This is a genomic window from Rhizobium sp. 01L410, assembly GCF_056400165.1.
This window is the reverse complement of record NZ_JBFTST010000007.1, coordinates 221,828-245,003: the sequence shown is the minus strand read 5'-3', so window position 1 is coordinate 245,003 and position 23,176 is coordinate 221,828. Positions and strand designations below refer to the sequence as shown.

Genomic DNA, 23,176 nt, shown 5'->3' with positions numbered 1-23,176 from the left:
ATCTCAAAGCGCTGCCTTCATTGCGTTGCCGGCGACATATGTCTCGACGATCGACCGGTCGTCGCCCATCGTCTGCAGCAGGAAGAGTTCTTCCACCAGCGTTTTGACCACGTCCATCTTCAGCGCCATGGCCGGCGTTGCCGCGGCATTGAGGACGACGATGTCGGCATCGGTGCCTGTCTCCAGCGTGCCGATGCTGTCTGCAAGCGACAGCACTTCGGCGTTGCCCAATGTCATATGGTAATAGCTTTCCAGCGGGTTCAAGCGCTCGCCGAGCAGCTGCTGGATCTTGTAGGCCTCGTCCATCGTCCTGAGCATCGAATAGCTGGAGCCGCCGCCGATATCAGTGGCGACGCCGATGCGCACAGGCTTTTCGCGGCGCGACAGGGCCTTCAGCGGGAAGAGGCCAGAACCCAGGAATAGGTTCGATGTCGGGCAGTGGACGGCGATGGAGCCTGCTTCGCTCATCGCATCGGCTTCGCGATCCGAGAGATGGATGCAGTGGCCGAAGAGGGTCTTTTTGCCGAGCAGGCCGTAACGGGCGTAGATATCCGTGTAGTCGATCGCCTCAGGATAGAGCTCGCAGGTGTATCTGATCTCGTCGTGGTTCTCGGAGAGATGCGTCTGGATATGCAGATCGGGGAATTCGCGCGCGAGCGCTCCGGCTGCTTCCATTTGTTGCGGCGTCGAGGTGATGGCGAAGCGTGGGGTAATGGCGACATGGTTGCGGCCCTTGCCGTGCCATTCGGCGATGACGGCGCGGGTCTCGTCGTAGCCCATTTCGGGCGTATCGAGCAGGCCCTGCGGGGCGTTGCGGTCCATCATCACCTTGCCGCCGACCATGCACATGCCGCGCTTCATGGCTTCGGCGAAATAGGCGTCGGCGGAGGTCTTGTGGACGGAGCAATAGGCAACGGCGGTGGTGGTGCCGTGTCGGATCAGCTCGTCGTAGAAATGCGTGGCGATCTTCTGCGCATGGGCGGTTTCGACGAAGCGGCATTCCTCCGGGAAGGTATAGGTGTTCAGCCATTCCAGCAGATTGGCGGCGTAGGAGGCGATCACCTGCATCTGCGGGAAATGCAGATGGGTGTCGATGAAGCCGGGCATGATGAGATGCGGGCGGTGATCGATTTCCTCGGCATTGTCAGGCGCCTTTGCCTTCACATCGGCATAGCTGCCCACAGCGATGATCTTGCCGCCTTCAATCAGAAGGCCGCCATCTGTCTCATAGCTGTAGCTCTCCTGATCGCTCAGGCTTTGCGGGGCGCGCTTGAACGAGAGCAGGCGCCCACGCAGAAGTTTCACTGTCATTCCTGTTTGCCTTCGACTGCGCTTTCGAACCAGGCGACGAGCAGCTTGCGCTCGTCGGCGGTGATCTCTGTGACATTGCCGGGCGGCATCGCATGGCTGCGGCCCGCCTGTATATAGATTTCCCGGGCGTGGGCGGCAATTTCCGCGTCGTTTTCCAGTATGACGTTCTTCGGCGCCCGGACGATGCCTTCATAGACGGGTTCGGCCGCATGGCACATGGAACAGCGCGTGCCGATCAACTGCTTGACGGCGGGAAAATGCGGATCGCCGGCGAACTGCTGGAACGCAGGGGCGACGGCCGCCGCATCGGCATCCTTCTCGCCGGTCAGCACCTTCGGCACGGTCGACAGCCACATGATCAGGATGAACAGGATGACCGTGGCGATCCACGTCCAGGTCGGGCGGCCCTTGCGGGCATGGGTGGTGTTGAACCAGTGGCGGATGGTGACGCCCATCAGGAAGACGAGGGCGGCGATCACCCAGTTGAAGGCGGTGCCGAAGGCCAGAGGATAGTGGTTCGACAGCATGAAGAAGATGACGGGCAGCGTCAGGTAGTTGTTGTGCAGCGAGCGCTGTTTGGCGATCTGTCCGTATTTCGGATCGGGTGTGCGCCCGGCGATCAGGTCGGCGACGACAATCTTCTGGTTGGGGATGATGATCATGAAGACATTGGCCGACATGATCGTCGCGGTGAAGGCACCGAGATGCAGGAAGGCGGCGCGGCCGGTGAAGAGCTGGGTATAGCCCCAGGCCATGAAGACCAGCACGGCATAGAGCACGATCATCAGGCCCCAGGTATTGCGGCCGAGCGGCGATTTGCAGAGCAGATCATAGACCAGCCAGCCGCCGGCAAGTGAGGCCAGCGAAATTAGGATAGCCGTCATCGGACTGATATCCAGCACATGGCGGTCGATGAGGAAAAGATCGGCACCGCCGTAATAGACGATACAGAGCATCAGGAAGCCGGAGAGCCAGGTGAAATAGCTCTCGTATTTGAACCAGGTCAGATGCTCCGGCATCTGCGCCGGCGCCACCAGATATTTCTGGATGTGATAGAAGCCGCCGCCATGGACCTGCCATTCCTCGCCATAGGCGCCGACCGGTAGATGCGGCCGCTTCACGAGGCCGAGGTCGAGGGCGATGAAATAGAAGGACGAGCCGATCCAGGCAATCGCGGTGATGACGTGGAACCAGCGCGCTGCAAAGGCGAACCATTCCCACGCTATGGCGTATTCATACATGCTGTTCCCCTATCTTCCTCCGACTCGTCACATTGCAGAATGTTGATGCGCGAGGGAAGGGGGAAGTTGGCTTCCCATCGCGTGCCGGATCGCCGATAGTTGCGGGGCAGTTCTGAAGGAGAGGGCCGATGATCCTTGCGCTCTACAGCGACCAGGTGATTGCCGAGAATGCGCCGATGGACAGGCGGCTGGCAGAGATCGTGCGCCAGCGCGGCAACCATATCGGCTATGTCTCCTCCGGCCCCGATCCCGACCGCCAGTTCTTCAACGAGAAGGCCGCCTACTACGCCGCGCATGGCCTCAAGCTTGATCCGTTCATCGATCTCGACAACATCGTGTCTGACGATCTCGAGCGGCTGTTTTCCTGCAACGCCATCCACCTCTCCGGCGGCCATACCGGGCATTTCCTGCACCGCTTGCGCAAAGCCAATGTGCTCGAGCGGCTGCGGACCTGGACGCACGACGACGGTATCCTGATCGGCACCAGCGCCGGAGCGATCCTGATGACGCCGACAATCGCCGTCGATGCCTTCTTCCTTGGCCAGCAGCCCGCCGAGATCACCGATGGCGAGGCGCTCGACCTCGTCCCTTTCGAGTATTTCCCGCATCTGAACGAGGACGAACGCTTCCTTCCGGCGCTGCTGCGCTACAGCGAGACGATAACCAACCGCATCGTCGCCTGCCGGGATGGCGAAGGGCTGATCGTCCACAAGGACGGGGTGGAGATATTTGGCAAGCCGCTGCTGATCTTTCGCGGATCGGCTGATGTTGTCGGGCTGGACGGGCTCGATGCTTTGATGTTCTCATTTCAATCGCCGGCCGAGCCAAAAACGATATAGACGCGCCCGCCATGTTCGATCTTGGCAAATGCTGCGGCATGACTGCCGGCACAGTCCGCAGGGGTGAAGCCCTGCGGTAGGAAGCCGGCATAGGGAGGCTCTGCCGCTTGCGTGCCGAGAATATCCTGCGCTGCCGACCGCTTGAAGCGCAGCAGCTTGATTGAAACGCCGTGATCAACGATCAGTGCCCAGTCCATTTCATCGCTTATGTAGCCAATCTGCCGAAGATGGTCGTTAAGCCTCGCTAAGTCTGGCGATTTGCCGAATAGCTGAGCCTGATAGGGTGTCAGCAGACAAATCTGGTCAAAAGGCAAGCTGGCAATTTCCGTAGCCCGTTTTACCTGGCCGACGCGCATGTTTGCGAGCGATGCGGCAACCTGCACGGGGTCACTGGCGGTCGAATATGGCCATACCGCAAGCGGCACTGCGAGAAATGCGCTATATCGCATCGAGATACTCCGGCTTCGTGAGAATTATAGCTTTCGTCATTGTGGCAATTTTGGGTTGCATTGCGATGAGGCTCGACGCCGTCTTGAAATGTGACGGCTTCGTTACACCTTCATTCGAGGGCCGCCGCATTGCTGCGAGAGCGCATATCCGGTGGGGCATTCATCTGGAGATGTGCCCATGCGAAGCATTTTGGCATGCGTATTGATTGCCTTTGCCTCCGGCGCGCTGGCGCATGATGCGGCGTCCGGATGGGCTTATGATCCCTTCTGCTGCAACGGCGACAGCGAGACCGGGGATTGCCAGATGATCCCGTCGAAAAGCGTCAAGGTGACACCCAACGGCTACCGGGTGACGCTGGTGCCGGGCGACCACCGGCTGGTGACGCGCCATCACGTTTTCCTGCTGCCTTTGACCAAGGCGATGCATTCCGGCGATGGCGATTATCACCTCTGCCTGTTTCCCAACGAGGATACGCCGCGCTGCTTCTATGCGCCCGAAATGGGCTATTGAGACGGCGCCCCGGTGCCGTGCATCTCCGTCAGTATCCAGTTGCGGAAGGCCTTGATTTTCGGGACGTTGCGGCGGTTTTCGGGATAGGCCAGCCAATAGCCGCGGCCATCGGTGCATTGCAGGTCGAAGGGGCGGATCAGTTTGCCGCTGGCGAGCTCGTCCGGGTAGAAATCCGGGGTTAGGATGGCGACACCCTGGCCGGCCACGGCGGCTGACGCCTCGAAGGCCTGCGCGCCGTAATAGCTGTTCGCCCGCGGCTTGAGGTTCGATGCCGGGACGCCTGCCGCTTCCAGCCACTGGTGCCACCAGGGGTCGGTTGTATCGAAGATTCGTAGCTTCAGGAGATCGGCGGGTTCGTGGATGCCGCCGATGGTTTCGGCGAGCGCCGGGCTCAGCATCGGGGTGAAATAGACATCCATCAACTTTTCGGCGCGCAGGCCCGGCCACTCGCCGGTGCCGGAGCGGATGCCGATATCGAAGGCCTCGCGGCCGAGATCGACCAGCGTGTCCGAGGTGTTCATACGCACGGCGATATTGGGATGGGCGAGCTGGAAGAGGCCGAGCCTCCGGGCCAGCCACTGTGAGGCGAAGGTTGCGAGGCACGTGATCTGCAGTGTCACTTCGGTCTCGCCGCGCGCCTCGGCCATGGCGAGCTGCAGCGTCTCGAAGGCTTCCGTCACCTGTGGCGCCAGCCTTTCGCCGGTTTCGGTCAGGCTGATCTGCCGCGGACGGCGCAGGAACAGCGGCTCGCCGATATTCTCTTCCAGCAATTTCACCTGATAGCTGACCGCCGTCTGGGTCATGCCGAGCTCTTCGCCCGCCTTGGTGAAACTGCCATGCCGCGCCACGGCCTCGAAGACGCGCAGCGCATTCAGCGGGAATTGCCTGGAGAGCTTCATGGATAAGTTCTCTTTATGCGTTCGCATGTTTGTTCGATTGGAATTGCAGCATTTTCGGGCGCAGACTGCAAGTCATACCGTCAAGTGAATGAAGGTGACTGTCATGCAAGACTCAACGATCGAACGCAATGAACTGCACCACGAGCTGCCGGTAAAAGCGCTTGTCTCGCGTCTTCGGGCATGGGTCTATCGCACGTTCGTATACTCCTCGCGGCTCGACCCCGACACCATGCCCGACCGGGTCAGGCGCGATCTGGGGTTCCTGGATGGCCGGGAACCGCGCGATCATTTCGAGCGCTGGCCATAAACAGCCAACGCCGTCAGAATCTCGGCGGCGGTCATGGCGGCGATCACTTCCGGGCGCTTGTCCCGGACGGCGGAGCCGCCGATCGGCAAGGTCAGACGCTCGAGCCAGCGCCTTTCGCCGCACTCGCGCGACAGCCAGCTCGAAAACGTAGCGCGCTTGGTGACCGAGCCGATCATGCCTGTGTAGGCGAGGTCGGTTCTCGCCAGCGCCTCGCCGGCGATCAGGAAGTCGAGGGCATGGTCATGCGTCAGGATGACGACGGCTGATCCTGCCGGCACCTCGGCGATCAGCGCTTCGGGCATCGGCGTCAGCAGGGTTTTGGTTTCGGCGGGCAGGTTTTCAAGTTCTTCCTTGCGGGTTTCGATGACCGTCACGGCGAGCGGCAGCGGCGCGAGGGCTGCGGCCAGCGCCCGGCCGACATGGCCGGCGCCAAACAGATAGACGGCCGGACGGTGTTCGGCTTCGTCGACGCGCCTGTTTTCCAGCTCCTCCAGGATATCGGTGGTCACCCTGCGGAAGCGCAGCTGCGTGCGCCCGCCGCAGCATTGGCCGATCTCGGGGCCGAGCGGGATGTCCATGGTTTCCTTGCCGCTGTTTTGCAGCAGGCCGCGGGCATTCTCGATTGCGAGATATTCGAACTGGCCGCCGCCTATCGTGCCCCACATGGCGGTCGGGGAGACCAGCATGAATGTGCCGGTTTCGCGCGGGGTGGAGCCCTGGGTTCCGGTGATCTCGATCAGGATGGTGGCGGGGTGGGTGAGGAGGAAGTCCTTGAAGGTGGTCATCGTTGGGCGGCCGATGGGTTCGAGGGTGCGGTACCCCCCTCTGTCCTGCCGGACATCTCCCCCTCAAGGGGGGAGATTGGCTGGGGGCACCGGTCTCCCCAAATAATGTATGTCGAGTGTTTGCGGTGGCGCGAGCGGGTGCCTCCAGCTGATCTCCCCCCTTGAGGGGGAGATGCCCGGCAGGGCAGAGGGGGGTAAGCCACGAACGCCACCCCGCCGACCCTCACACCATCTTCATCCGCTCGACCGCCATCAGCACACGCTCAGGCGTGGCAGGCGCATCAAGCCGCGGGCAGACCCTGTAATCCGCGACGCTGGCAACCGCCATGGAGAGCGCTTCCAGCACCGAGATCGCCAGCATGAACGGCGGCTCGCCGACGGCCTTCGAGCGGCCGATCGTCGCTTCCTTGTTTTCCGACCATTCCGCCAGCTTGACGTTGAACACCTTCGGGCGGTCGGAGGCGAGCGGGATCTTGTAGGTGGAGGGGGCGTGGGTACGCAGCCGCCCCTTGTCGTCCCACCAGAGCTCCTCGGTCGTCAGCCAGCCCATGCCCTGAACGAAGGCGCCCTCGACCTGGCCGATATCGATCGCCGGGTTCAGCGAGCGGCCGACATCGTGGAGAATATCGGTGCGGTCGATGAGGTATTCGCCGGTCAGCGTATCGATAGAGACTTCGGTGCAGGCGGCACCATAGGCGAAATAATAGAAGGGCGTGCCGCGGCCGGCGGCCCGGTCCCAGTGGATCTTCGGGGTCTTGTAGAAACCCGCCGCCGAAAGCTGGACGCGGGCGAAATAGGCCTGCTTGATGAAATCGGGGAAGGGGATTTCGGTCTCACCGACGCGCACGCGGTTCGGCAGGAAGATCACGTCGGCCGGATCGACGCTCCATTTCTCGGCAGCAAAAGCGACGAGGCGTTCCTTCAGCTGCCGGGCGGCGTCATAGGCGGCCATGCCGTTGAGGTCGGAACCCGAGGAGGCTGCCGTTGCCGAGGTGTTCGGCACCTTGCCCGTGGTCGTCGCGGTAATCTTCACCCGATCGATATCGACCTGAAAACTGTCGGCCAAGACCTGCGCCACCTTGGTATAGAGGCCCTGGCCCATCTCGGTGCCGCCATGGTTCAGGTGGATCGAGCCGTCCTGATAGATATGGACGAGGGCGCCCGCCTGGTTGAAGGCCGTCATGGTGAAGGAGATGCCGAATTTCACCGGCGTCAGCGCAATGCCCTTGCGGATATAGCGGCTGTCGCGGTTGAAGGCGATGATGGCGTTGCGGCGGGCCTGGTAATCGGCGCTTTCCTCGAGTTCCTCGACGATGCGCAGGACGATGCTGTCCTCGACCTCCTGATGATAGGGCGTCGTCGTGCGACCGGAGCCGGGTTGGCCGTAGAAGTTCAGCTTTCGAACCTCCAGCGGGTCCTTGCCGGTGGCGTAGGCGATCTCTTCGATGAAGCGCTCGGCGCCGAGCATGCCCTGCGGGCCGCCAAAGCCGCGGAACGCGGTGTTGGAGACGGTATGGGTCTTCAGCGGTTTCGATTGCAGATGCACATGCGGATAGAAATAGCTGGAATCGGCGTGGAACAGCGCGCGGTCGGTGACCGGGCCGGAGAGATCGGACGAGAAGCCGCAGCGTGCCGCATAGGTGGCATCGACCGCGTGGATGCGGCCTTCGTCGTCGAAGCCGAGCTCGTAATCGACTAGGAAGTCGTGGCGCTTGCCGGTCGCGGTCATGTCCTCGTCGCGATCCGGGCGGAATTTCACGGCGCGCTTCAGCTTCTTGGCGGCGATGGCGGCGAGTGCGGCAAACTGGTTGCCCTGCGTTTCCTTGCCGCCGAAGCCGCCGCCCATGCGGCGCACGTTCACGGTCACGGCGTTGGACGGAATGTTGAGCACATGGCCGACGATATGCTGGATCTCGCTCGGATGCTGCGTCGAGGACCAGACGGTGACCTCGTCATCCTCGCCGGGAATCGCCATGGCGATGTGTCCCTCGAGATAGAAATGCTCTTGGCCGCCGATGCGCATCTGGCCGCGCAGCCGGTGCTTGGCATTGTCCATCTCGCTCTTGGCTTCACCGCGCTTCAGCGTCATTGGGGTGATGACGAGAGGGCTGCCGTTCTCCAGCGCGCCGTCGATATCGCTCCAGTGCGGCAGGTCGCGATATTCGATCTTCGCCTTGCGTGCGGCATGGCGGGCGGCTTCCCGGGTTTCGGCGATGACGGCGAAGATCGGCTGGCCGTGGAATTCGACCCTGGTTTCGGCAAGCAGAGGCTCGTCATGGCTGCCGTTCGAGGAGACGTCGTTGACCCCTGGCACGTCCTTGCCGGTGAAGACGAGGATGACGCCGGGGTGGCGGCGGACGTCCGAGAGATCCATGCTGAGGATATCGGCATGGGCGCGGTCAGAGGTGCCGAGGGCGCCATGCAGCAGGCCCGCGGGTTCCGGAATATCGTCGATATAATCGGCACTTCCGGTGACGTGCTTATGCGCTGAATCATGGCGCAGCGAGCCGTGCATCGGGCCGGAGATTATCGCTTTGGGGTTTTCGAAGGTGGATTTATCCATGGGGATGCTCCGCCGTGAGGGAGGGCGCGTGTGGCCCCCTCATCCGGCTGCCGCCACCTTCTCCCCGAGGGGAGAAGGGACGTGTGGCGCGGCTCCGGTTTTCCCTTCTCCCCAGCGGGGAGAAGGTGCCCGAAGGGCGGATGAGGGGGATGCTTGCGCAGACTTTCAAGGCCGCCATCACGCCACCCCCTCGAACCGCTTGAGTTCCACCGGCGTTCCCACAGTTTCCAGATAAAACCGCATCAGCAGGTTCTTCGCCGCCAGTTGCCGGTATTCGGCGGTGGCGCGCCAGTCGGTCAGCGGCTGGAAGTCGGCGTCGAAGGTGGGGCGGGCGGCGTCGATGGTTGTTTCTGTCCAGGGCTTGCCCATCAGGTCGGATTCGACGGTGCGGGCGCGTTTCGGGGTCGCGGCCATGCCGCCGAAGGCGATGCGGATGTCGTTGACGTCACCGGCGTCGTCGAGCGTCAGGTAAAAGGCGCCGAGGGTGGCGGTGATGTCCTCGTCGCGGCGCTTGGTGACCTTGTAGACGGCGAAGTGGCTACCCTCGGCCGGGTAAGGCACGAAGACGCTTTCAACGAACTCACCGGCTTTGCGGTCCTGCTTGCCATAGGCGATGAAATAGTCCTCAAGCCGGAGCATGCGGGTGCCGGCGGCGGAGCGCAGTTTCAGCGTCGCACCGAGCGCGATCAGCGGCGGCGGGCTGTCGCCGATCGGCGAGCCGTTGGCGATGTTGCCGCCGATGGTACCCATGTTGCGCACTTGCTCGCCGCCGATGCGGTTGATCAGGGCGGCAAGCGCCGGCACCTTCTTCGCCAGCACTTCGAAGGCCTTCGTATAGGTGACGCCCGCCCCGAAGGTGACGCCGCCGTCGGTGACCTTGATCGTCTGCAATTCGCTAAGGTGGTTGATGAAGACGACGGGATTCAGCGCCCGCATCTGCTTCGTCACCCAGAGCCCGACATCGGTTGAGCCAGAGACGATGGTGGCGGATTTTTCTTCCGCCAGAATACGGGCCAGCGCCTCGACGGAACCGGGGATCATCAGCCTGCCGTCATCGGAGGTGACGGTAATGGTCTCGCGCGGCTGCATCGCCCAGAGGCGGGCGACGATATCGGAGCGGGTCTTTTCGAGCGGGTCGAACAGCGTGCTCGGGCGCGCCCTGGCGATGGCTTCCGCCGCCTTTACGATCGGCTCGTAGCCCGTGCATCGACAGAGATTGCCCTGCAGCGCCTTTTCGATCTGCGGACGGCCGGGCTTGTCGTTGGAGAGCCAGAGGCCATAGAGCGACATGATGAAGCCCGGCGTGCAGAAGCCGCATTGCGAGCCATGGTAATCGACCATCGCCTGCTGCACCGGATGCAGTGTGCCATCCTTGGCCGCCAGATGCTCGACGGTGACGACATGGGTGCCGTTCAGCGAGCCCATGAAACGGATGCAGGCATTGACGGTTTCATAGGCGAGCTTGCCATCGACGAGACGGCCGACCAGCACCGTACAGGCGCCGCAATCGCCTTCCGCGCATCCTTCCTTCGTGCCGGTCAACCGGCGCTTCAACCGCAGAAAATCGAGCAGAGTCTCGGTCGGGCGGACATCAGAGAGTGCGATGTCCTCGCCATTGAGGATGAAGCGGATGCTGTCGCTCATGATGTTCCTTATTCTTGTTTTTCTAATGGTTATGCCGCAGTCCAGCCCCCGTCAATCGAGATGTGGGTGCCGGTGACCTGCCGGGCGTCGTCGCTGGCGAGGTAGAGCGCCAGCGCGCCGATTTCCTCGGCCTTGACGAATTCGTGCGTCGGCTGGGCCTTGAGGATCACTTCAGTCTTCACCTGCTCCTCGGTCATGCCGCGGGCCTTTGCCGTATCCGGGATCTGCTTTTCGACCAGCGGCGTCAGCACATAGCCGGGGCAGATGGCGTTCACCGTGACGCCCGACTCAGCAAGCTCCAGGGCGGCCGTCTTCGTTAATCCTAATATACCATGTTTCGCCGCCACGTAGGCGGATTTGAACGGCGAGGCGACGAGGCCGTGGGCCGAGGCGATGTTGATGATGCGGCCATGCTTCTTCGCCTTCATGTGCGGAATGGCTGCGCGCATGGTGTGGAAGGAGCTCGACAGGTTGATGGCGATGATCTGGTCCCACTTGTCGATGGGGAAGTCCTCGATCTTCTCGACATGCTGGATACCGGCATTGTTGACGAGGACGTCGACGGTGCCGAAGGTTTTCGCTGCCGTCTCGATCAGATCGGCGATCTCGGCGGGCTTGGTCATGTCGGCCGGGTGATAGAGGGCGCGTCCTTCCGAAAGTGATTCAAGCCGCTCGGTGATCGCCTTGATTTCCTCGGCTTTTCCGAAGCCGTTGATGACGACGTTGTCGCCCTTGCCGGCAAAGGCGGTGGCGATCGCCAGGCCGATGCCGCTGGTGGAGCCGGTGACGACGACGGTTCTCTTCATGAACGCTTCTCCTTGGTCCGCAATGGACCAAGGTTATGCGCAAAGAGCGGTGGCTGACAATCGCCGCGTTGCCGCTATCAGCTTCCGGCGAGCAGCCCGTTGGTGAAAGCCGCCGAGAAGTCCGGGCGCTTGGCAAGCGGTGCGCCATTGGCATCCTTCAGAATACCGGCATCGAAGAGATAGTTGCCGACCGCGTTCATCTTGGCCGGCTCCATGTCGCCAGCCTTGCCTGGTCCCGTGCGCAGATAGGCGCCGTCAACGAGGGCTTTCAACGAGGCGTGCACCAGTTCGGCGTTCATCAGCGCGCCGTCCGATCCCTTGATCAGGATGTCTGCTGCCTCATCCGGATGATCGGCCGCGAATTCATACCCCTTCCGCGTTGCCTGCATGAAGGCGCGGGCAAGCTCCGGCTTCTCTGCGAGATAGGCGTTGCTGCTGCCGATGAGGGCCGTGTGTTCGTCGGGCACACCGTAATCGGCATAGACGAAGGCGCGCTGGGCCTTGTTTTCCAGTTCGGCCTGAACGCCTTCCCAGGTGTAGACTTCGAGGGTGAAATCGACGGCGCCGTTGTCGAGTGCCTGATAGGCGGAGGTTCCCAGCGTCACGGTCTCGAATTCGCCCTTGCCGCCGGCGTTCTTGATCATCGAGCCGAGCAGGGCGTTTTCCCAGGCGCTGCCGAAGCCGCCATAGGTCTTGCCGTCGAGATCCTTCGGCGTCTGAATGTCGCTGCGATCCGCCTTGAAGACGACGCGGCCGGTTTCCTTCTGGACAATGGCGAAGGTGCCGATGAGATCGGCGCCGGCGGCGCGCTGGGTCATCAGGCCGATCGAGCCGAGAACGCCGAAATCGGCGACACGGCTGGCAACGAGGGTCGCGGCCGATGTGTCCGTGTAGGGGAGAATTTCGACATCAAGACCGGCGTCGCGGTAGAAATTCCTGTCACGAGCCACGTAGAGGCCAACGTGATTGGTGTTCGGCGTCCAATCGAGGGCGACCGAAACCTTGGGGTTGGCGGCGGCGCGAACCGTGAGCGGTGCGGCGGCCAGCGACAGAATGCCGGCAAGTGCGGTGCGGCGAGAGATGGATGGAAGGGTCATGGCTGATCTTCTCCTTCGAAGAGCGTTGCGAGGATGCGGTTTTCGATTGCGATGACGTCCGCCTGCTGCCTGCCGGGTTCGGTGCGCGGACGGGGCAGCCCGACCGCCGTTTCCAGGACGATGCGGGCGGGGCGGGCCGAGAAGACGTAGATTCGGTCGGAGAGCAGCACGGCCTCGCGCACATCATGGGTGATCAGGATCACCGACAGCTCCCGGCGCCGGCAAAGCGCTTCGAGAAAGCGCTGCATCTTCAAGCGGGTCAGCGCATCCAGCGCGCCGAAGGGTTCGTCGAGCAGCAGGATCGGCCGCTGCTGGACGACGGTGCGCAGCAGAGCGACACGCTGGCGCATGCCGCCGGAGAGTTCATGCGGCCAGCTGCGTTCGAAGCCCTCCAGGCCGAATTCGGCCAGCAGCGGCGTGATTTCGGCGCTCGCGTCCCGTCTCGACATCCCCGCGATTTCGAGGCCGAGTGCTGCATTGGCAAGCAACCGCCGCCACGGCATCAGCGCATCGCGCTGCGGCATGAAGGCGAAGGGGCGGGTTTCTGAGACCAGCGTATTGCCGTTCATGCGGATAGTGCCGCCTGTTTTGGCGACGCTTCCGGTCAGGATCCGGAAGAGCGTGGATTTTCCGGCGCCCGACGGGCCGAGAATCGAGACGAATTCGCCCGCGTGAAGCTCTAGCGAAATACCATCGAGCACATCGACGGTGCCGAGGCGGCAGCTGAGATCGCGGATATCGAGAAGAGGCTGATCGCTCATCGACGGTCGTCCCGGCTGGCGCGGTGCCAGGGCATGGCGAGCCATTCGACGAGCACGGCCAGCGAAAACAGGATGAGTGTCAGTAGCGAACTGACGAGCACGGCGGCAAGCACGAGATCGGCGCGGAAATTGTTCTTGGCGTTGAGGATATAGATGCCGAGCCCGCGGGCAGCCCCCGCATATTCGGCAAAGATCGCGCCGACGACCGCGTAGGTGATCGAGATGCGCAGCCCGGCGAAGAAATAGGGCAGTGACGCCGGCAGCCGCGCCACGATGAAGCGCTTCCAACGCGAGGCGCCCATCGAGGCCAGCAGCTCCTCGATCTCCGGTTCGGCTGCCGCATAGCCGCGGGCAAGGGCCACCAGCATCGGAAAGAAGGTGACGAGGGCGACGAGCAGAATTTTTGGCAGCAGCCCGAAGCCGAACCAGAGCACGATCAGCGGTGCGATGGCGACCAGCGGCAATGTCTGGCTGATGACGAAGACCGGCATCAGGGCGGCGCGCAGGCGCGGCGCAAAGTCGATGGCGACCGAGAACAGGAACGCGATTGCTAGCGACAGGCCGAAGCCGGAGATCGTCGCCTGCAGCGTCGGCCAGCTGTTGTTCAGCAGCGCTGCGCGTTCGACGAATGCCTGGGTGATGACGCGCGATGGCGCAGGCAGCGTCGTCGGCGGCACACCGGCAAGCTCAACATAGGCTTCCCAGATGGCCAGCAGCGCGCTGACCGACAGCACGGCGGGCGCAGAACGCATGGCAAGTTCCGGCAATCGGATGAACCGCAGCATCGGCAGTCTCCTGACGTGAGGCAGCGATCAGACGGCGGATGGACTGTTGGCGGAGACGGTGAGGTCGATGGTCACATGGCCATTCGGCGGACCGAAACGGACGAAGGCTTCGTGAATGGTCGCGAAGACCGCACCGGCGTCGCCCTTGACGCGGGTACAGAAATTCTTCGAGCGGTCGAAGACGCCCGAATTCTTCAGGAAGTCGATGCAGCCGTAGATCTCTTCCATGTGATCGCCGGTGCCCATGACATACAGCGAGAACTGCGCCGCCGCTTGGCGGCCAGTGACCGGCGAGGAGGCAACGGCTTCCAGCGCTGACGCCTTGCGCTCGGCAAGCGGCAGGACCGGACCCGAGAGGGCTTCGGTATGGCACATCGGATCATCCGGCTCACCCGGGCAGCCGCGGGAGATGGTAGCGCGCAGCACCGCATGGATGCCATCGGCCGAACCGCTGACATAGAGGTCGCGCATCGCCGCAAAGACCACATCGGGCGTGCCGACGATCAGCGTCGAGATGTCGTCGGTCTCGATCCTGAGCCTGTCGCGATAGGGGTCGAGGGCCGGAAGGGCCGAGAGGATGACATCGACGAAACGGTCGGTCATCGGGTAAAGGGAAATTTGTGCGCCAGAAAACATCGCTCGCCTCGCTCCGCTGGTATTATCCAGATCAGCTCAAGAGTTCGAGACCATGCGGCCGCATCTCAGCCCCGGCTATACGGAGCACCCCTGTCGTTGGTGCCCTTTAAGCATGCGTCGGCTGGCTTGTAAAGCGGCCGATTTACGGCGAGGCAAAATTGCGATTGGCTTTCTTTTCTCTTTCGTTTCTGCGTCTTAAGTGATCTATCTGAAAGCCGCTGAGCTTAGAGGGAGGGGCAGGCATGAGCGGGTATGTTCTGGCAATCGATCAGGGCACGACATCGACGCGGGCAATCGTTTTCGATGGCGAGATGAAGATTGCAGGCGTCGGCCAGAAGGAGTTCACGCAGATCTATCCGCGCTCGGGATGGGTAGAACATGACCCGGAAGAGATCTGGGATTCGGTGGTTTCGACCATCCACATGGCGCTCCGCGAAGCCAAGGTGAAGGCCACCGATATTGCCGCACTCGGGATCACCAACCAGCGCGAAACCGTCGTCGTCTGGGAGCGTGCAACAGGCAAGCCGATCCAGAATGCCATCGTCTGGCAGGACCGCCGCACGGCGAGCTACTGCGACAATCTCAAGCGCCAGGACCTCGAAAAACTCTTCACCAAGAAGACCGGCCTGATCCTCGATCCGTACTTCTCCGGGACCAAGCTGTCCTGGATGCTGGCCAATGTGAAGGGCGCGCGGGCCCGAGCCGCCAAGGGCGAGCTCTGCTTCGGCACCATTGACACGTTCCTGATCTGGCGGCTGACCGGCGGCAAGAGCTTCGTCACCGATGCGACCAATGCCTCGCGGACGCTGATGTACAACATCGCCGACAATAGCTGGGACAAGGACCTGCTGGAGATCCTGCGGGTGCCGGCCGCGATGCTGCCCGAGGTGAAGGATTGCTCTGCGGATTTCGGCATCACCGAGAAGGCTCTGTTCGGCGCCGAGATTCCGATCCTCGGTGTGGCCGGGGACCAGCAGGCGGCGACGATCGGCCAGGCCTGCTTCGAGCCGGGCATGATGAAGTCAACCTATGGCACCGGCTGCTTCGCGCTGCTCAATACCGGCTCCGACATGGTGCGCTCGAAGAACCGGCTTCTGACCACCATCGCCTACCGGCTGGATGGCGAGACCACCTATGCACTTGAGGGATCGATCTTCATTGCCGGGGCTGCGGTGCAGTGGCTGCGCGATGGGCTGGGGATCATCGACACGGCTGGAGAAGCCGGCAAGTTGGCCGAGAGTGCCGATCCCTCGCAGGAGGTCTATCTGGTGCCGGCCTTCACCGGCCTCGGCGCGCCGCACTGGGATCCGAAGGCACGCGGGGCGATCTTCGGGCTGACGCGCAACAGCGGCCCGGCGGAATTTGCCCGCGCCGCGCTCGAAGCCGTCTGCTACCAGACGCGCGATCTGCTCGATGCGATGCAGAAGGACTGGAAGAACGGCAGCGACGACACGGTGCTGCGCGTCGATGGCGGCATGGTCGCCTCCGACTGGACGATGCAGCGGCTGTCCGACCTGCTCGACGCGCCCGTCGACCGGCCGGTGATCCTGGAGACGACGGCGCTCGGGGCTGCCTGGCTGGCCGGCAGTCGGGCCGGGGTCTGGCCTGCCCGGAAGGACTTCTCCGCCAAGTGGAAGCGCAACAAGCGCTTCGAGCCTGACATGGACGAGAAGACCCGAGCTGCCAAGCTCAAGGGCTGGCGGAATGCGGTGAAGCGGACGCTGAGCGACGCTTAGGGTCGTGCGTTAGGCGAGGTTGCGGTGGGGCGCAGCGCTTTATCCCATTCGCGGTCTTCACGTGCGAGCCTCAGCCCTACCCACCGCCGTCATGCTCGGACTTGTCCCGAGCATCTGCAACGGCTGACGGAGGGGTACGTTAGATCCTAGGCACAAGGCCGAGGATGACGGGGGTGTGTGCCGTGCCGCTCTCTGCAACTTGAAATATCGCCCAAATCATTGCGATCCGCACTGTGCGCGAATGCCGCAACCTTGCTGCTTGCGTCTTTTGTACCGATCGGTACAATGCATCCTTATCAGTACAGGAGAAAGACGATGACTGCGCTTATTCCTCCCTTCACGCTTGAAACCGCCACCCAGAAAGTCCGCTTTGCCGAAGATGGCTGGAACAGCCGCAATCCGGAGAAGGTCTCGCTCGCCTATACGCCCGACAGCGCCTGGCGAAACCGCGCCGAGTTCGTCAACGGACGGCCGGAGATCGTTGCCTTCCTGGCGCGCAAATGGGCCAAGGAACTGGATTACCGGCTGATCAAGGAGCTGTGGGCGTTCCGCGAGAACCGCATTGCAGTTCGCTATGCCTATGAATGGCACGACGACAGCGGCAACTGGTTTCGCTCCTATGGCAACGAGAACTGGGAGTATGATGCTAGCGGCTTGATGCAGCGCCGTTTCGCCTGCATCAACGACATGCCGATCAAGGAATCGGACCGTAAATACCATTGGCCGCTCGGCCGCCGTCCGGATGATCATCCGGGGCTGTCGGAGCTTGGTCTCTGAAGGATTGATGCCCTGAAGACCGTTTACGAACGCCGCGATGTCGTGCCCCTGCTTGCCGAGATTTTTCGCGAGCTCGGCTATGAGGGCACGACGCTCAGCCGGATCACCGAACGCACCGGGATTGGCAAGGGCAGCCTCTACCACTTCTTCCCGGGCGGGAAGGAGGAAATGGCGGCTGCCGTGCTCGAAGAGGTCGACCGGTGGTTCGAGGATTTCATCTATGAGCCGCTGCGCCGCGACGAGCCCGCCGTGGCGATCGCGGCGATGTGGCGTGGCGTTGACGATTACTTCCGCTCGGGCGGGCGCATCTGCCTGGTCGGCGCCTTTGCGCTGGATGGGACGCGGGAGCGCTTCAGCGAGGCGATCAACAGCTATTTCAGGCGCTGGGTCGAGGCGCTCGCCGGGGCGCTGACGCGGGCTGGCCGGAACTCCGGCGAGGCGCGGGCCGAGGCGGAGCAGGCGGTGCTGGGTATCCAGGGCGCGCTCGTTCTGTCGCGCGCCCTCGATGATCACGATGTTTTCCGCCGGGCCATCGCCGGGCTGCAGGCGAGGCTTTCGCCTACTTCTTGAGCCAGGGGCTCCTGGTGCTCCAGAAGATGACGCTGGCGCCGAGATAGTCGTCGGCGAAGGCAGTGAATTCTTCCTTGGTGAAGGGCTTCTTGGTTTGCGGGTTCCTGTAGGTCAGCGTCGGCTCCTGCACGGCCATGCCGACATAGGCGAGCTTACCCTTGTACTGGTTGAAGAACGGATAGGAATTCTTCATCTGCGCCTTGCGGTTCGGCACGATATCCGGGCCGCCGAGGCCGATATTGTTCTTCGCCGCGAAGTCGAAGAGGCGGCTCATGTACTTGTGGTCGTTTTCCCATTCGCAGGGCCAGAAATTGACATACTGGACGACCATCGACTTGGCGAAGGCCTTGCGGGCAAAGCCGAGATTTTCCATCTCGCCGGCGAAATAGGCATCGCAGCTGAAATCCTTCGGCTCGTTCTTCGGATCGAGGTCGATCGATGTCTCGGGCAGGTTGATGCCGTAGACGCGGCCGTCGAATTTCTGCGCAAGCGCGGTCAGAAGCGCCTGGTAGCGCTCGCGCACCGCCGGGTTCCATTGCTGCGCCACCCAGCCGGAGCCGATGCCCTTGTTCTCGCCGGGATTGTCGAATTGCGGGGCAAGACCGCCGCCATATTCGGCGCCTTCGAGCATGTAATCCGGAATGTTGCGGGCCTTCGGATTGAAAAAGCGGTCCTGCACCTGGATGAACAGCTTCTTGTTCAGGCTCTCGGCAATCGCCAGATCCTTCTCGATCGGCGAGAAATCGTATTCGCCCTTGGCCTTTTCCAGCATCTTCCAGTTATAGACCACCTGCGCGCCGCCGACATCCGGCCGCTCCAGCAGGGACTTTGCCGCCTCGAGGTCGCCGGAGCCGGTATAAATGAAATTCTGCGGCGCGGCATAGGCGGCGGAAGCCGCCACGGTGATCGCAGCCGATAGCAGCAGGCTTTTGAAAAGATGCATGTTTCGTCCTGAAATATGATGTTGGAAATCCAGCCGCTGGAGACATCGAAGCCGAAGGTGGCAACTCGATGGCGAAAGGCGGGATGGCCGATACAATCCCCAATGCTAAATTTTCCGGATGTAATTTTTTGCTGCGCCGTGTCGGATGCCGGGTTACTCCTTCGTCATTGAGGAAGAGGAGTAACCGATGCTGTATGCGATCCTTTGCTATGCCAATGAAGAAACCGTTTTTTCCTGGTCGAAGGAAGAGGAGGATGCCGTCATGGCGAAGCTCTACGCTGTGCAGGAGCCGCTTGCCAAATCCGGCAAGCTCGGCCCGACCGGCCGCCTGATGCCGACGACCTCGGCGACCACGCTGCGCAAGGGCAAGGACGAGCCGCTGGTGCTCGATGGCCCCTTCGCCGAAACCAAGGAAGCGCTGCTCGGTTTCTACTGCGTCGATTTCGAGACGCTGGAGGAGGCGATCGCCTTCGCCAAGGAGCTGTCGGCCGCCAATCCGGGGTCGACCTCCTACGAGATCCGCCCCTTCTACGTGTTCCATCCGGGAGATAGAGCCACATGACAGACATTGCCTGGATCGACGTGACGCTGGCTTCGGCCCGGCCAAAGGCGCTGGGCGCGCTGCTTCGCTATTTCCGCGATCTCGATATCGCGGAAGAGGCCTTTCAGGAGGCCTGCCTGCGCGCCATCCGCACCTGGCCGGACAAAGGCCCACCACGCGATCCGACGGCATGGCTGATCTTCGTCGGCCGCAACAGCGGCATCGACGCGGTGCGCAAGCAGAAGAAGACGCAGGCGCTGCCGGATGAGGAGCTGATCTCTGATACGGAGGATGCAGAAAGCGATATCGCCGACCGGCTGGACGAATCCAATTATCGCGACGACATCCTGCGGCTGCTGTTCATCTGCTGCCATCCGGATCTGCCGGCGACGCAGCAGATCGCGCTGGCGCTGCGCATCGTCTCCGGGCTGTCGGTGCAGCAGATCGCCAAGGCGTTCCTGGTTGGCGAAAGCGCCATGGAGCAGCGCATCACCCGCGCCAAGGCCCGTGTCGCCAAGGCCGGCGTGCCCTTCGAGACGCCGGGACCGGAGGAGCGGGCAGAGCGGCTCACCATCGTCTCGACGATGATCTATCTGGTCTTCAACGAGGGCTATTCGCAGGGCGATCCGAAACGCGATGCGGCCGCCTTCGCCGACGAGGCGATCCGTCTCGGGCGGCTGATGCTGCGGATATTCCCGGGTGAACCCGAGATCATGGGGCTGCTGGCGCTGATGCTGCTGCAGATCTCGCGCCGCGAGGCGCGTTTCGATGCCAAGGGCGAACTGGTTCTGCTTGAGGATCAGGACCGGACGCGCTGGAACCATGCGCTGATCAACGAGGCGCTGAACCTGCTCGACAAGGCGATCCGCCATCGCCGGCCCGGCCCCTATCAGATCCAGGCCGCGATCGCCGCGATCCATTCGCGTGCCAAGCGGGCGGAGGATACCGATTGGGAAGAGATCGAAATCCTTTACCGGGTGCTGGAGCGTCTGCAGCCTTCGCCGGTGATCACGCTGAACCGTGCGGTTGCCGTCTCCAAGCTCAAGGGGCCGGAAGAGGCGCTGGCGCTGGTCGATACGCTTGCCGAGAAGCTCGACGGCTATTTCTATTTCCATGGTCTGAGGGGCGGGTTGCTGAAGCAGATGGGACGGACGCGGGAGGCGCGCGAGGCGTTCGACCGGGCCATCGCGCTCGCCAATTCCGCCGCCGAGGCCGCCCATATCCGCCTGCAGCTCGATGGCCTGCAGAAACCGTCGGTGCTGTCCGGCGTCAAATAACCTTCGAAAAATTCAACCGTGATGTCGGAATGGCGGGAGCCGCCACGTCCTTGGAACAACCTGATCGTACACAGGTTTCGCTCAACAGGAGGAATGCCGAAATGACCGCCACGACACAGCATGAACTGGTTCTCGTCCGCGAAATGGATGTGCCGCGCGAGAAGATCTACAAGGCCTGGACCGACGAGAATTCGATCAAGGAATGGTTCGTTCCGAAGCCCTGGACGATTGCCGAAGCCAGGCTCGACGTGCGCCCGGGTGGCTCCAGCTACGTCGTCATGCAGGATCCTGACGGGAACAAGTATCCGAATTCCGGGGTCTATCTGGAGCTCGTCGAAAACGAGAAGATCGTCTTCACCGATGCCTATACGAGCGGCTGGGTGCCGTCCGAAAAGCCGTTCTTCACCGGCGTGATCCTGCTCGAAGATCTCGGCAACGGCCGCACGAAATACACCGCCAAGGCGCTGCACTGGCGCGCCGAGGACAAGGAAGCCCACGAGAAGATGGGTTTTCACGAGGGCTGGGGTACCGTCGCCGGCCAGCTTGAGGAATATCTGAAGCGGACCTGATCGGCTAAAAGCGGGCGCTGAGGCGGTTTCGATTTCGATTCCGCCGGCGCTAGCAAGCCGTTGAATTTGGATTCGGTTTGGTGGGTGGCTTGGACTGGGCCACCCATCAACTTTATCGAACGATCCGTTCCAGAATTTCCGTTTGCCCGGGGGCTTGCCGATCCTTATCTGAGAAGCAAGTTCAACAGGATGCCGATAATGGAACTGGGCCTTTACACTTTTGCCGACGTCAATCCCAATCCGAGCCGCAGCAAGGGCGCGGAGGGTGCCGAGCGGTTGAAGCATCTGATCGAGGAAATCGAGCTTGCCGACCAGGTGGGGCTCGATGTCTTCGGGCTTGGCGAGCATCACCGTCCCGACTATGCCGCTTCTGTTCCGGCCATGGCGCTTGCCGCGGCTGCGGTGAAGACCAAGAACATCCGGCTGACGAGCGCCGTCACCGTTCTGTCGTCCGAGGATCCTGTCCGCGTGTTCCAGCAGTTCGCAACGCTCGATTTGTTGTCGAATGGGCGCGCCGAGATCATGGCGGGGCGCGGGTCGTTCATCGAGTCCTTCCCGCTGTTCGGCTACAATCTCGAGGACTACGACCAGCTGTTCGAGGAGAAGCTTGATCTCTTGATGGCGCTGCGCGACGAGGAAGTCGTCAACTGGAAGGGCGAGCTGCGGGCGCCGATCAACGGGCGCGGCGTCTATCCGCGTCCGCTACAGGATCCGCTGCCGCTGTGGATTGCCGTCGGCGGGACGCCGCAGTCGGTGGCGCGGGCAGGCGCCATGGGTCTGCCGGTGGCACTGGCGATCATCGGCGGGGAATATCCGCGCTTTGCACCGCTCTTCGAGCTCTATCGCGAAGCGGCACGGCGGGCAGGGCAGGATGCCTCGAAGCTGAAGACCAGCATCAATGTCCACGGTTTCATCGCCGATACGACCGAGGCGGCAGCCGACCAATTCTATGGGCCGCAGGCCGAGGTGATGAACCGCATCGGCCGCGAGCGCGGCTGGGGGCCGACGAACCGGGCGCATTTCGATGCGGCGCGCGGACCGATCGGCAACCTCTTCCTTGGCAATCCGGAACAGGTGGCCGAGAAGATCGTTGCGGCTCATAAGGTGTTCGGGAATGACCGCTTCCTGCTGCAGATGGCGATCGGCCTGATGCCGCATGATCAGATCATGCGCGGCATCGAGCTCTACGGCACGAAAGTCGCGCCGCTGGTCAGAAAGGCATTGACTGAAACGGGCGAAGGCGCGAAAGCCACCGCCTAGACCCGCAATTGGCCTGCCGCCGATGCGGCAGCCGGGAAGAACGATGGTAATCGAAAACGACGACGAACTGGAAAAGCTGAAGGATGTCGGGCGCATCTGCGCAAACGCCATCCAGATCATGGCGGCAGCGCTAGAGCCTGGGATCACCACCCTGGAGCTTGACCAGATCGGCCGCAAGGTTCTCGAAGATGCAGGCGCCCGTTCGGCGCCTGAATTCTGCTACCAGTTTCCGGGTGCGACCTGCATCAGCGTTAACGAGGAGATTGCCCACGGCATTCCCGGCCCGCGGGTGATCCGCCCGGGCGATCTCGTCAATATCGACGTCTCGGCCGAGAAGAACGGCTTCTTCGCCGACACCGGCGCGTCCTTTACCGTGCCGCCGGTCAAACCGAAGATCGAGCGTCTATGCCGCGACGGCAAGCGGGCGCTGTTCGTCGGTCTCAACCAGATCAAATCGGGCGAGCCGCTGGCGAAGATCGGCAATGCCGTCGGCGCCTTTGCGGCGAAGAACCGCTACACGCTGGTCGCCAATCTGGCGAGCCACGGCGTCGGCCGCTCGCTGCACGAGGAGCCGGGTGAACTCTCCACCTGGCCGGACCCGTCCGAAAAGCGGATCATGACCGATGGTCTTGTCTTCACCGTCGAGCCGTTCCTGTCGCTCGGCGCCACATGGGCCGAAGGCGGTGACGATGCCTGGACGCTCTATGCCGATCCGCAGGCGCCCACTGTGCAATACGAGCACACCGTCGTTGCGACCCGCAACGGTCCGCTGATCCTGACGCTGCCGGATCTTGCTGCTTAACCGGGTAGGGCGTTCATCCTTTACGGCGCCCGGCGGCTAGGCTTAGCACCACACTCATCCGAATATT

24 protein-coding genes are annotated in these 23,176 nt (G+C 62.4%); 11 read left to right on the top strand and 13 right to left on the bottom strand.

Annotated features, from left to right (window positions below):
* Window positions 1-3 precede the first annotated feature (3 nt).
* Window positions 4-1,311, bottom strand: coding sequence for a guanine deaminase (gene guaD / locus AC1DV9_RS17475; RefSeq protein WP_477949383.1), 1,308 nt, complete (start codon window positions 1,309-1,311; stop codon window positions 4-6).
* Window positions 1,308-2,552, bottom strand: coding sequence for a urate hydroxylase PuuD (gene puuD / locus AC1DV9_RS17470; protein WP_477949381.1), 1,245 nt, complete (start codon window positions 2,550-2,552; stop codon window positions 1,308-1,310). Before puuD ends, guaD begins: the two co-directional genes overlap by 4 nt.
* A gap of 128 nt (window positions 2,553-2,680) precedes the next feature.
* Between puuD and AC1DV9_RS17465 the strand changes: the two genes are divergently transcribed.
* Window positions 2,681-3,391 carry a Type 1 glutamine amidotransferase-like domain-containing protein gene (locus AC1DV9_RS17465; RefSeq protein ID WP_477949379.1) on the top strand — a complete coding sequence of 237 codons (711 nt, stop codon included), beginning with the start codon at window positions 2,681-2,683 and terminating at the stop codon, window positions 3,389-3,391.
* Here AC1DV9_RS17465 and AC1DV9_RS17460 read toward each other — a convergent pair.
* Entirely contained in the window at window positions 3,361-3,840 is a 480-nt protein-coding gene (locus tag AC1DV9_RS17460) for a hypothetical protein (protein WP_477949377.1), read from the bottom strand. The genes AC1DV9_RS17465 and AC1DV9_RS17460 overlap by 31 nt on opposite strands.
* Window positions 3,841-4,018: 178 nt before the next feature.
* Here AC1DV9_RS17460 and AC1DV9_RS17455 point away from each other — a divergent pair, with 178 nt between their 5' ends.
* Window positions 4,019-4,351: a hypothetical protein gene (locus tag AC1DV9_RS17455; RefSeq protein ID WP_477949375.1), complete on the top strand. Its 333-nt coding sequence runs from the start codon at window positions 4,019-4,021 to the stop codon at window positions 4,349-4,351.
* Here AC1DV9_RS17455 and AC1DV9_RS17450 read toward each other — a convergent pair.
* Window positions 4,345-5,250, bottom strand: a complete 906-nt coding sequence (locus AC1DV9_RS17450) for a LysR substrate-binding domain-containing protein (protein WP_477949374.1) — start codon at window positions 5,248-5,250, stop codon at window positions 4,345-4,347. The genes AC1DV9_RS17455 and AC1DV9_RS17450 overlap by 7 nt on opposite strands.
* Window positions 5,251-5,353: 103 nt before the next feature.
* On the opposite strand from AC1DV9_RS17450, the gene AC1DV9_RS17445 reads away from it, so the two are divergent.
* On the top strand, window positions 5,354-5,557 hold the full coding sequence (locus tag AC1DV9_RS17445) for a hypothetical protein (protein WP_477949372.1): 204 nt from the start codon (window positions 5,354-5,356) through the stop codon (window positions 5,555-5,557).
* Here AC1DV9_RS17445 and xdhC read toward each other — a convergent pair.
* The 8 genes from xdhC to AC1DV9_RS17405 form a co-directional block, all read right to left on the bottom strand.
* A complete protein-coding gene (gene xdhC, locus AC1DV9_RS17440; protein WP_477949370.1) occupies window positions 5,536-6,342 on the bottom strand; it encodes a xanthine dehydrogenase accessory protein XdhC in 807 nt (268 codons plus the stop codon). The two genes, AC1DV9_RS17445 and xdhC, sit on opposite strands and share 22 nt — an antisense overlap.
* A gap of 223 nt (window positions 6,343-6,565) precedes the next feature.
* A complete protein-coding gene (xdhB, locus tag AC1DV9_RS17435; protein ID WP_477949368.1) occupies window positions 6,566-8,905 on the bottom strand; it encodes a xanthine dehydrogenase molybdopterin binding subunit in 2,340 nt (779 codons plus the stop codon).
* A gap of 177 nt (window positions 8,906-9,082) precedes the next feature.
* Window positions 9,083-10,549, bottom strand: coding sequence for a xanthine dehydrogenase small subunit (gene xdhA / locus AC1DV9_RS17430; RefSeq protein WP_477949366.1), 1,467 nt, complete (start codon window positions 10,547-10,549; stop codon window positions 9,083-9,085).
* 29 nt (window positions 10,550-10,578) lie between these two features.
* On the bottom strand, window positions 10,579-11,355 hold the full coding sequence (locus tag AC1DV9_RS17425; protein ID WP_477949365.1) for a 3-hydroxybutyrate dehydrogenase: 777 nt from the start codon (window positions 11,353-11,355) through the stop codon (window positions 10,579-10,581).
* Window positions 11,356-11,432: 77 nt separating this feature from the next.
* Window positions 11,433-12,452, bottom strand: a complete 1,020-nt coding sequence (locus tag AC1DV9_RS17420) for an ABC transporter substrate-binding protein (protein WP_477949363.1) — start codon at window positions 12,450-12,452, stop codon at window positions 11,433-11,435.
* Window positions 12,449-13,213: an ABC transporter ATP-binding protein gene (locus AC1DV9_RS17415; RefSeq protein WP_477949362.1), complete on the bottom strand. Its 765-nt coding sequence runs from the start codon at window positions 13,211-13,213 to the stop codon at window positions 12,449-12,451. Before AC1DV9_RS17415 ends, AC1DV9_RS17420 begins: the two co-directional genes overlap by 4 nt.
* Entirely contained in the window at window positions 13,210-13,998 is a 789-nt protein-coding gene (locus AC1DV9_RS17410) for an ABC transporter permease (protein ID WP_477949360.1), read from the bottom strand. The genes AC1DV9_RS17415 and AC1DV9_RS17410 overlap by 4 nt, the downstream gene beginning before the upstream one ends.
* A 27-nt stretch (window positions 13,999-14,025) precedes the next feature.
* The gene (locus AC1DV9_RS17405) at window positions 14,026-14,634 is read right to left on the bottom strand and encodes a YkoF family thiamine/hydroxymethylpyrimidine-binding protein (RefSeq protein ID WP_477949359.1); all 609 of its coding nucleotides are present in this window, start codon (window positions 14,632-14,634) and stop codon (window positions 14,026-14,028) included.
* Window positions 14,635-14,876: 242 nt separating this feature from the next.
* Here AC1DV9_RS17405 and glpK point away from each other — a divergent pair, with 242 nt between their 5' ends.
* From glpK to AC1DV9_RS17390, 3 genes are all read left to right on the top strand, one after another.
* The gene (gene glpK, locus AC1DV9_RS17400) at window positions 14,877-16,370 is read left to right on the top strand and encodes a glycerol kinase GlpK (RefSeq protein ID WP_477949357.1); all 1,494 of its coding nucleotides are present in this window, start codon (window positions 14,877-14,879) and stop codon (window positions 16,368-16,370) included.
* Window positions 16,371-16,685: 315 nt separating this feature from the next.
* Window positions 16,686-17,147 carry a nuclear transport factor 2 family protein gene (locus AC1DV9_RS17395; protein ID WP_477949355.1) on the top strand — a complete coding sequence of 154 codons (462 nt, stop codon included), beginning with the start codon at window positions 16,686-16,688 and terminating at the stop codon, window positions 17,145-17,147.
* A 12-nt stretch (window positions 17,148-17,159) separates the two neighbouring features.
* Complete coding sequence (locus AC1DV9_RS17390) at window positions 17,160-17,717, top strand: TetR/AcrR family transcriptional regulator (protein ID WP_477949519.1); 558 nt, start codon at window positions 17,160-17,162, stop codon at window positions 17,715-17,717.
* On the opposite strand, the gene AC1DV9_RS17385 is transcribed toward AC1DV9_RS17390, so the two are convergent.
* A complete protein-coding gene (locus tag AC1DV9_RS17385; protein WP_477949353.1) occupies window positions 17,707-18,660 on the bottom strand; it encodes a hypothetical protein in 954 nt (317 codons plus the stop codon). The genes AC1DV9_RS17390 and AC1DV9_RS17385 overlap by 11 nt on opposite strands.
* A gap of 187 nt (window positions 18,661-18,847) precedes the next feature.
* Here AC1DV9_RS17385 and AC1DV9_RS17380 point away from each other — a divergent pair, with 187 nt between their 5' ends.
* From AC1DV9_RS17380 to map, 5 genes are all read left to right on the top strand, one after another.
* Window positions 18,848-19,222: a YciI family protein gene (locus tag AC1DV9_RS17380; RefSeq protein WP_477949351.1), complete on the top strand. Its 375-nt coding sequence runs from the start codon at window positions 18,848-18,850 to the stop codon at window positions 19,220-19,222.
* Complete coding sequence (locus tag AC1DV9_RS17375) at window positions 19,219-20,478, top strand: RNA polymerase sigma factor (RefSeq protein ID WP_477949349.1); 1,260 nt, start codon at window positions 19,219-19,221, stop codon at window positions 20,476-20,478. Before AC1DV9_RS17380 ends, AC1DV9_RS17375 begins: the two co-directional genes overlap by 4 nt.
* Window positions 20,479-20,579: 101 nt before the next feature.
* Window positions 20,580-21,047: an SRPBCC family protein gene (locus AC1DV9_RS17370; RefSeq protein ID WP_477949348.1), complete on the top strand. Its 468-nt coding sequence runs from the start codon at window positions 20,580-20,582 to the stop codon at window positions 21,045-21,047.
* Between the two features lie 198 nt (window positions 21,048-21,245).
* On the top strand, window positions 21,246-22,307 hold the full coding sequence (locus AC1DV9_RS17365) for an LLM class flavin-dependent oxidoreductase (protein ID WP_112390295.1): 1,062 nt from the start codon (window positions 21,246-21,248) through the stop codon (window positions 22,305-22,307).
* 43 nt (window positions 22,308-22,350) lie between these two features.
* The gene (gene map / locus AC1DV9_RS17360; RefSeq protein ID WP_112390296.1) at window positions 22,351-23,109 is read left to right on the top strand and encodes a type I methionyl aminopeptidase; all 759 of its coding nucleotides are present in this window, start codon (window positions 22,351-22,353) and stop codon (window positions 23,107-23,109) included.
* The last annotated feature ends 67 nt before the right edge of the window (window positions 23,110-23,176 follow it).

Bases quoted from the DNA above. Each gene is read 5' to 3' on its own strand.
- guaD (WP_477949383.1), bottom strand. From the start codon at position 1,311: ATGACAGTGAAACTTCTGCGTGGGCGCCTGCTCTCGTTCAAGCGCGCC.
- puuD (WP_477949381.1), bottom strand. From the start codon at position 2,552: ATGTATGAATACGCCATAGCGTGGGAATGGTTCGCCTTTGCAGCGCGC.
- AC1DV9_RS17465 (WP_477949379.1), top strand. From the start codon at position 2,681: ATGATCCTTGCGCTCTACAGCGACCAGGTGATTGCCGAGAATGCGCCG.
- AC1DV9_RS17460 (WP_477949377.1), bottom strand. From the start codon at position 3,840: ATGCGATATAGCGCATTTCTCGCAGTGCCGCTTGCGGTATGGCCATAT.
- AC1DV9_RS17455 (WP_477949375.1), top strand. From the start codon at position 4,019: ATGCGAAGCATTTTGGCATGCGTATTGATTGCCTTTGCCTCCGGCGCG.
- AC1DV9_RS17450 (WP_477949374.1), bottom strand. From the start codon at position 5,250: ATGAAGCTCTCCAGGCAATTCCCGCTGAATGCGCTGCGCGTCTTCGAG.
- AC1DV9_RS17445 (WP_477949372.1), top strand. From the start codon at position 5,354: ATGCAAGACTCAACGATCGAACGCAATGAACTGCACCACGAGCTGCCG.
- xdhC (WP_477949370.1), bottom strand. From the start codon at position 6,342: ATGACCACCTTCAAGGACTTCCTCCTCACCCACCCCGCCACCATCCTG.
- xdhB (WP_477949368.1), bottom strand. From the start codon at position 8,905: ATGGATAAATCCACCTTCGAAAACCCCAAAGCGATAATCTCCGGCCCG.
- xdhA (WP_477949366.1), bottom strand. From the start codon at position 10,549: ATGAGCGACAGCATCCGCTTCATCCTCAATGGCGAGGACATCGCACTC.
- AC1DV9_RS17425 (WP_477949365.1), bottom strand. From the start codon at position 11,355: ATGAAGAGAACCGTCGTCGTCACCGGCTCCACCAGCGGCATCGGCCTG.
- AC1DV9_RS17420 (WP_477949363.1), bottom strand. From the start codon at position 12,452: ATGACCCTTCCATCCATCTCTCGCCGCACCGCACTTGCCGGCATTCTG.
- AC1DV9_RS17415 (WP_477949362.1), bottom strand. From the start codon at position 13,213: ATGAGCGATCAGCCTCTTCTCGATATCCGCGATCTCAGCTGCCGCCTC.
- AC1DV9_RS17410 (WP_477949360.1), bottom strand. From the start codon at position 13,998: ATGCTGCGGTTCATCCGATTGCCGGAACTTGCCATGCGTTCTGCGCCC.
- AC1DV9_RS17405 (WP_477949359.1), bottom strand. From the start codon at position 14,634: ATGTTTTCTGGCGCACAAATTTCCCTTTACCCGATGACCGACCGTTTC.
- glpK (WP_477949357.1), top strand. From the start codon at position 14,877: ATGAGCGGGTATGTTCTGGCAATCGATCAGGGCACGACATCGACGCGG.
- AC1DV9_RS17395 (WP_477949355.1), top strand. From the start codon at position 16,686: ATGACTGCGCTTATTCCTCCCTTCACGCTTGAAACCGCCACCCAGAAA.
- AC1DV9_RS17385 (WP_477949353.1), bottom strand. From the start codon at position 18,660: ATGCATCTTTTCAAAAGCCTGCTGCTATCGGCTGCGATCACCGTGGCG.
- AC1DV9_RS17380 (WP_477949351.1), top strand. From the start codon at position 18,848: ATGCTGTATGCGATCCTTTGCTATGCCAATGAAGAAACCGTTTTTTCC.
- AC1DV9_RS17375 (WP_477949349.1), top strand. From the start codon at position 19,219: ATGACAGACATTGCCTGGATCGACGTGACGCTGGCTTCGGCCCGGCCA.
- AC1DV9_RS17370 (WP_477949348.1), top strand. From the start codon at position 20,580: ATGACCGCCACGACACAGCATGAACTGGTTCTCGTCCGCGAAATGGAT.
- AC1DV9_RS17365 (WP_112390295.1), top strand. From the start codon at position 21,246: ATGGAACTGGGCCTTTACACTTTTGCCGACGTCAATCCCAATCCGAGC.
- map (WP_112390296.1), top strand. From the start codon at position 22,351: ATGGTAATCGAAAACGACGACGAACTGGAAAAGCTGAAGGATGTCGGG.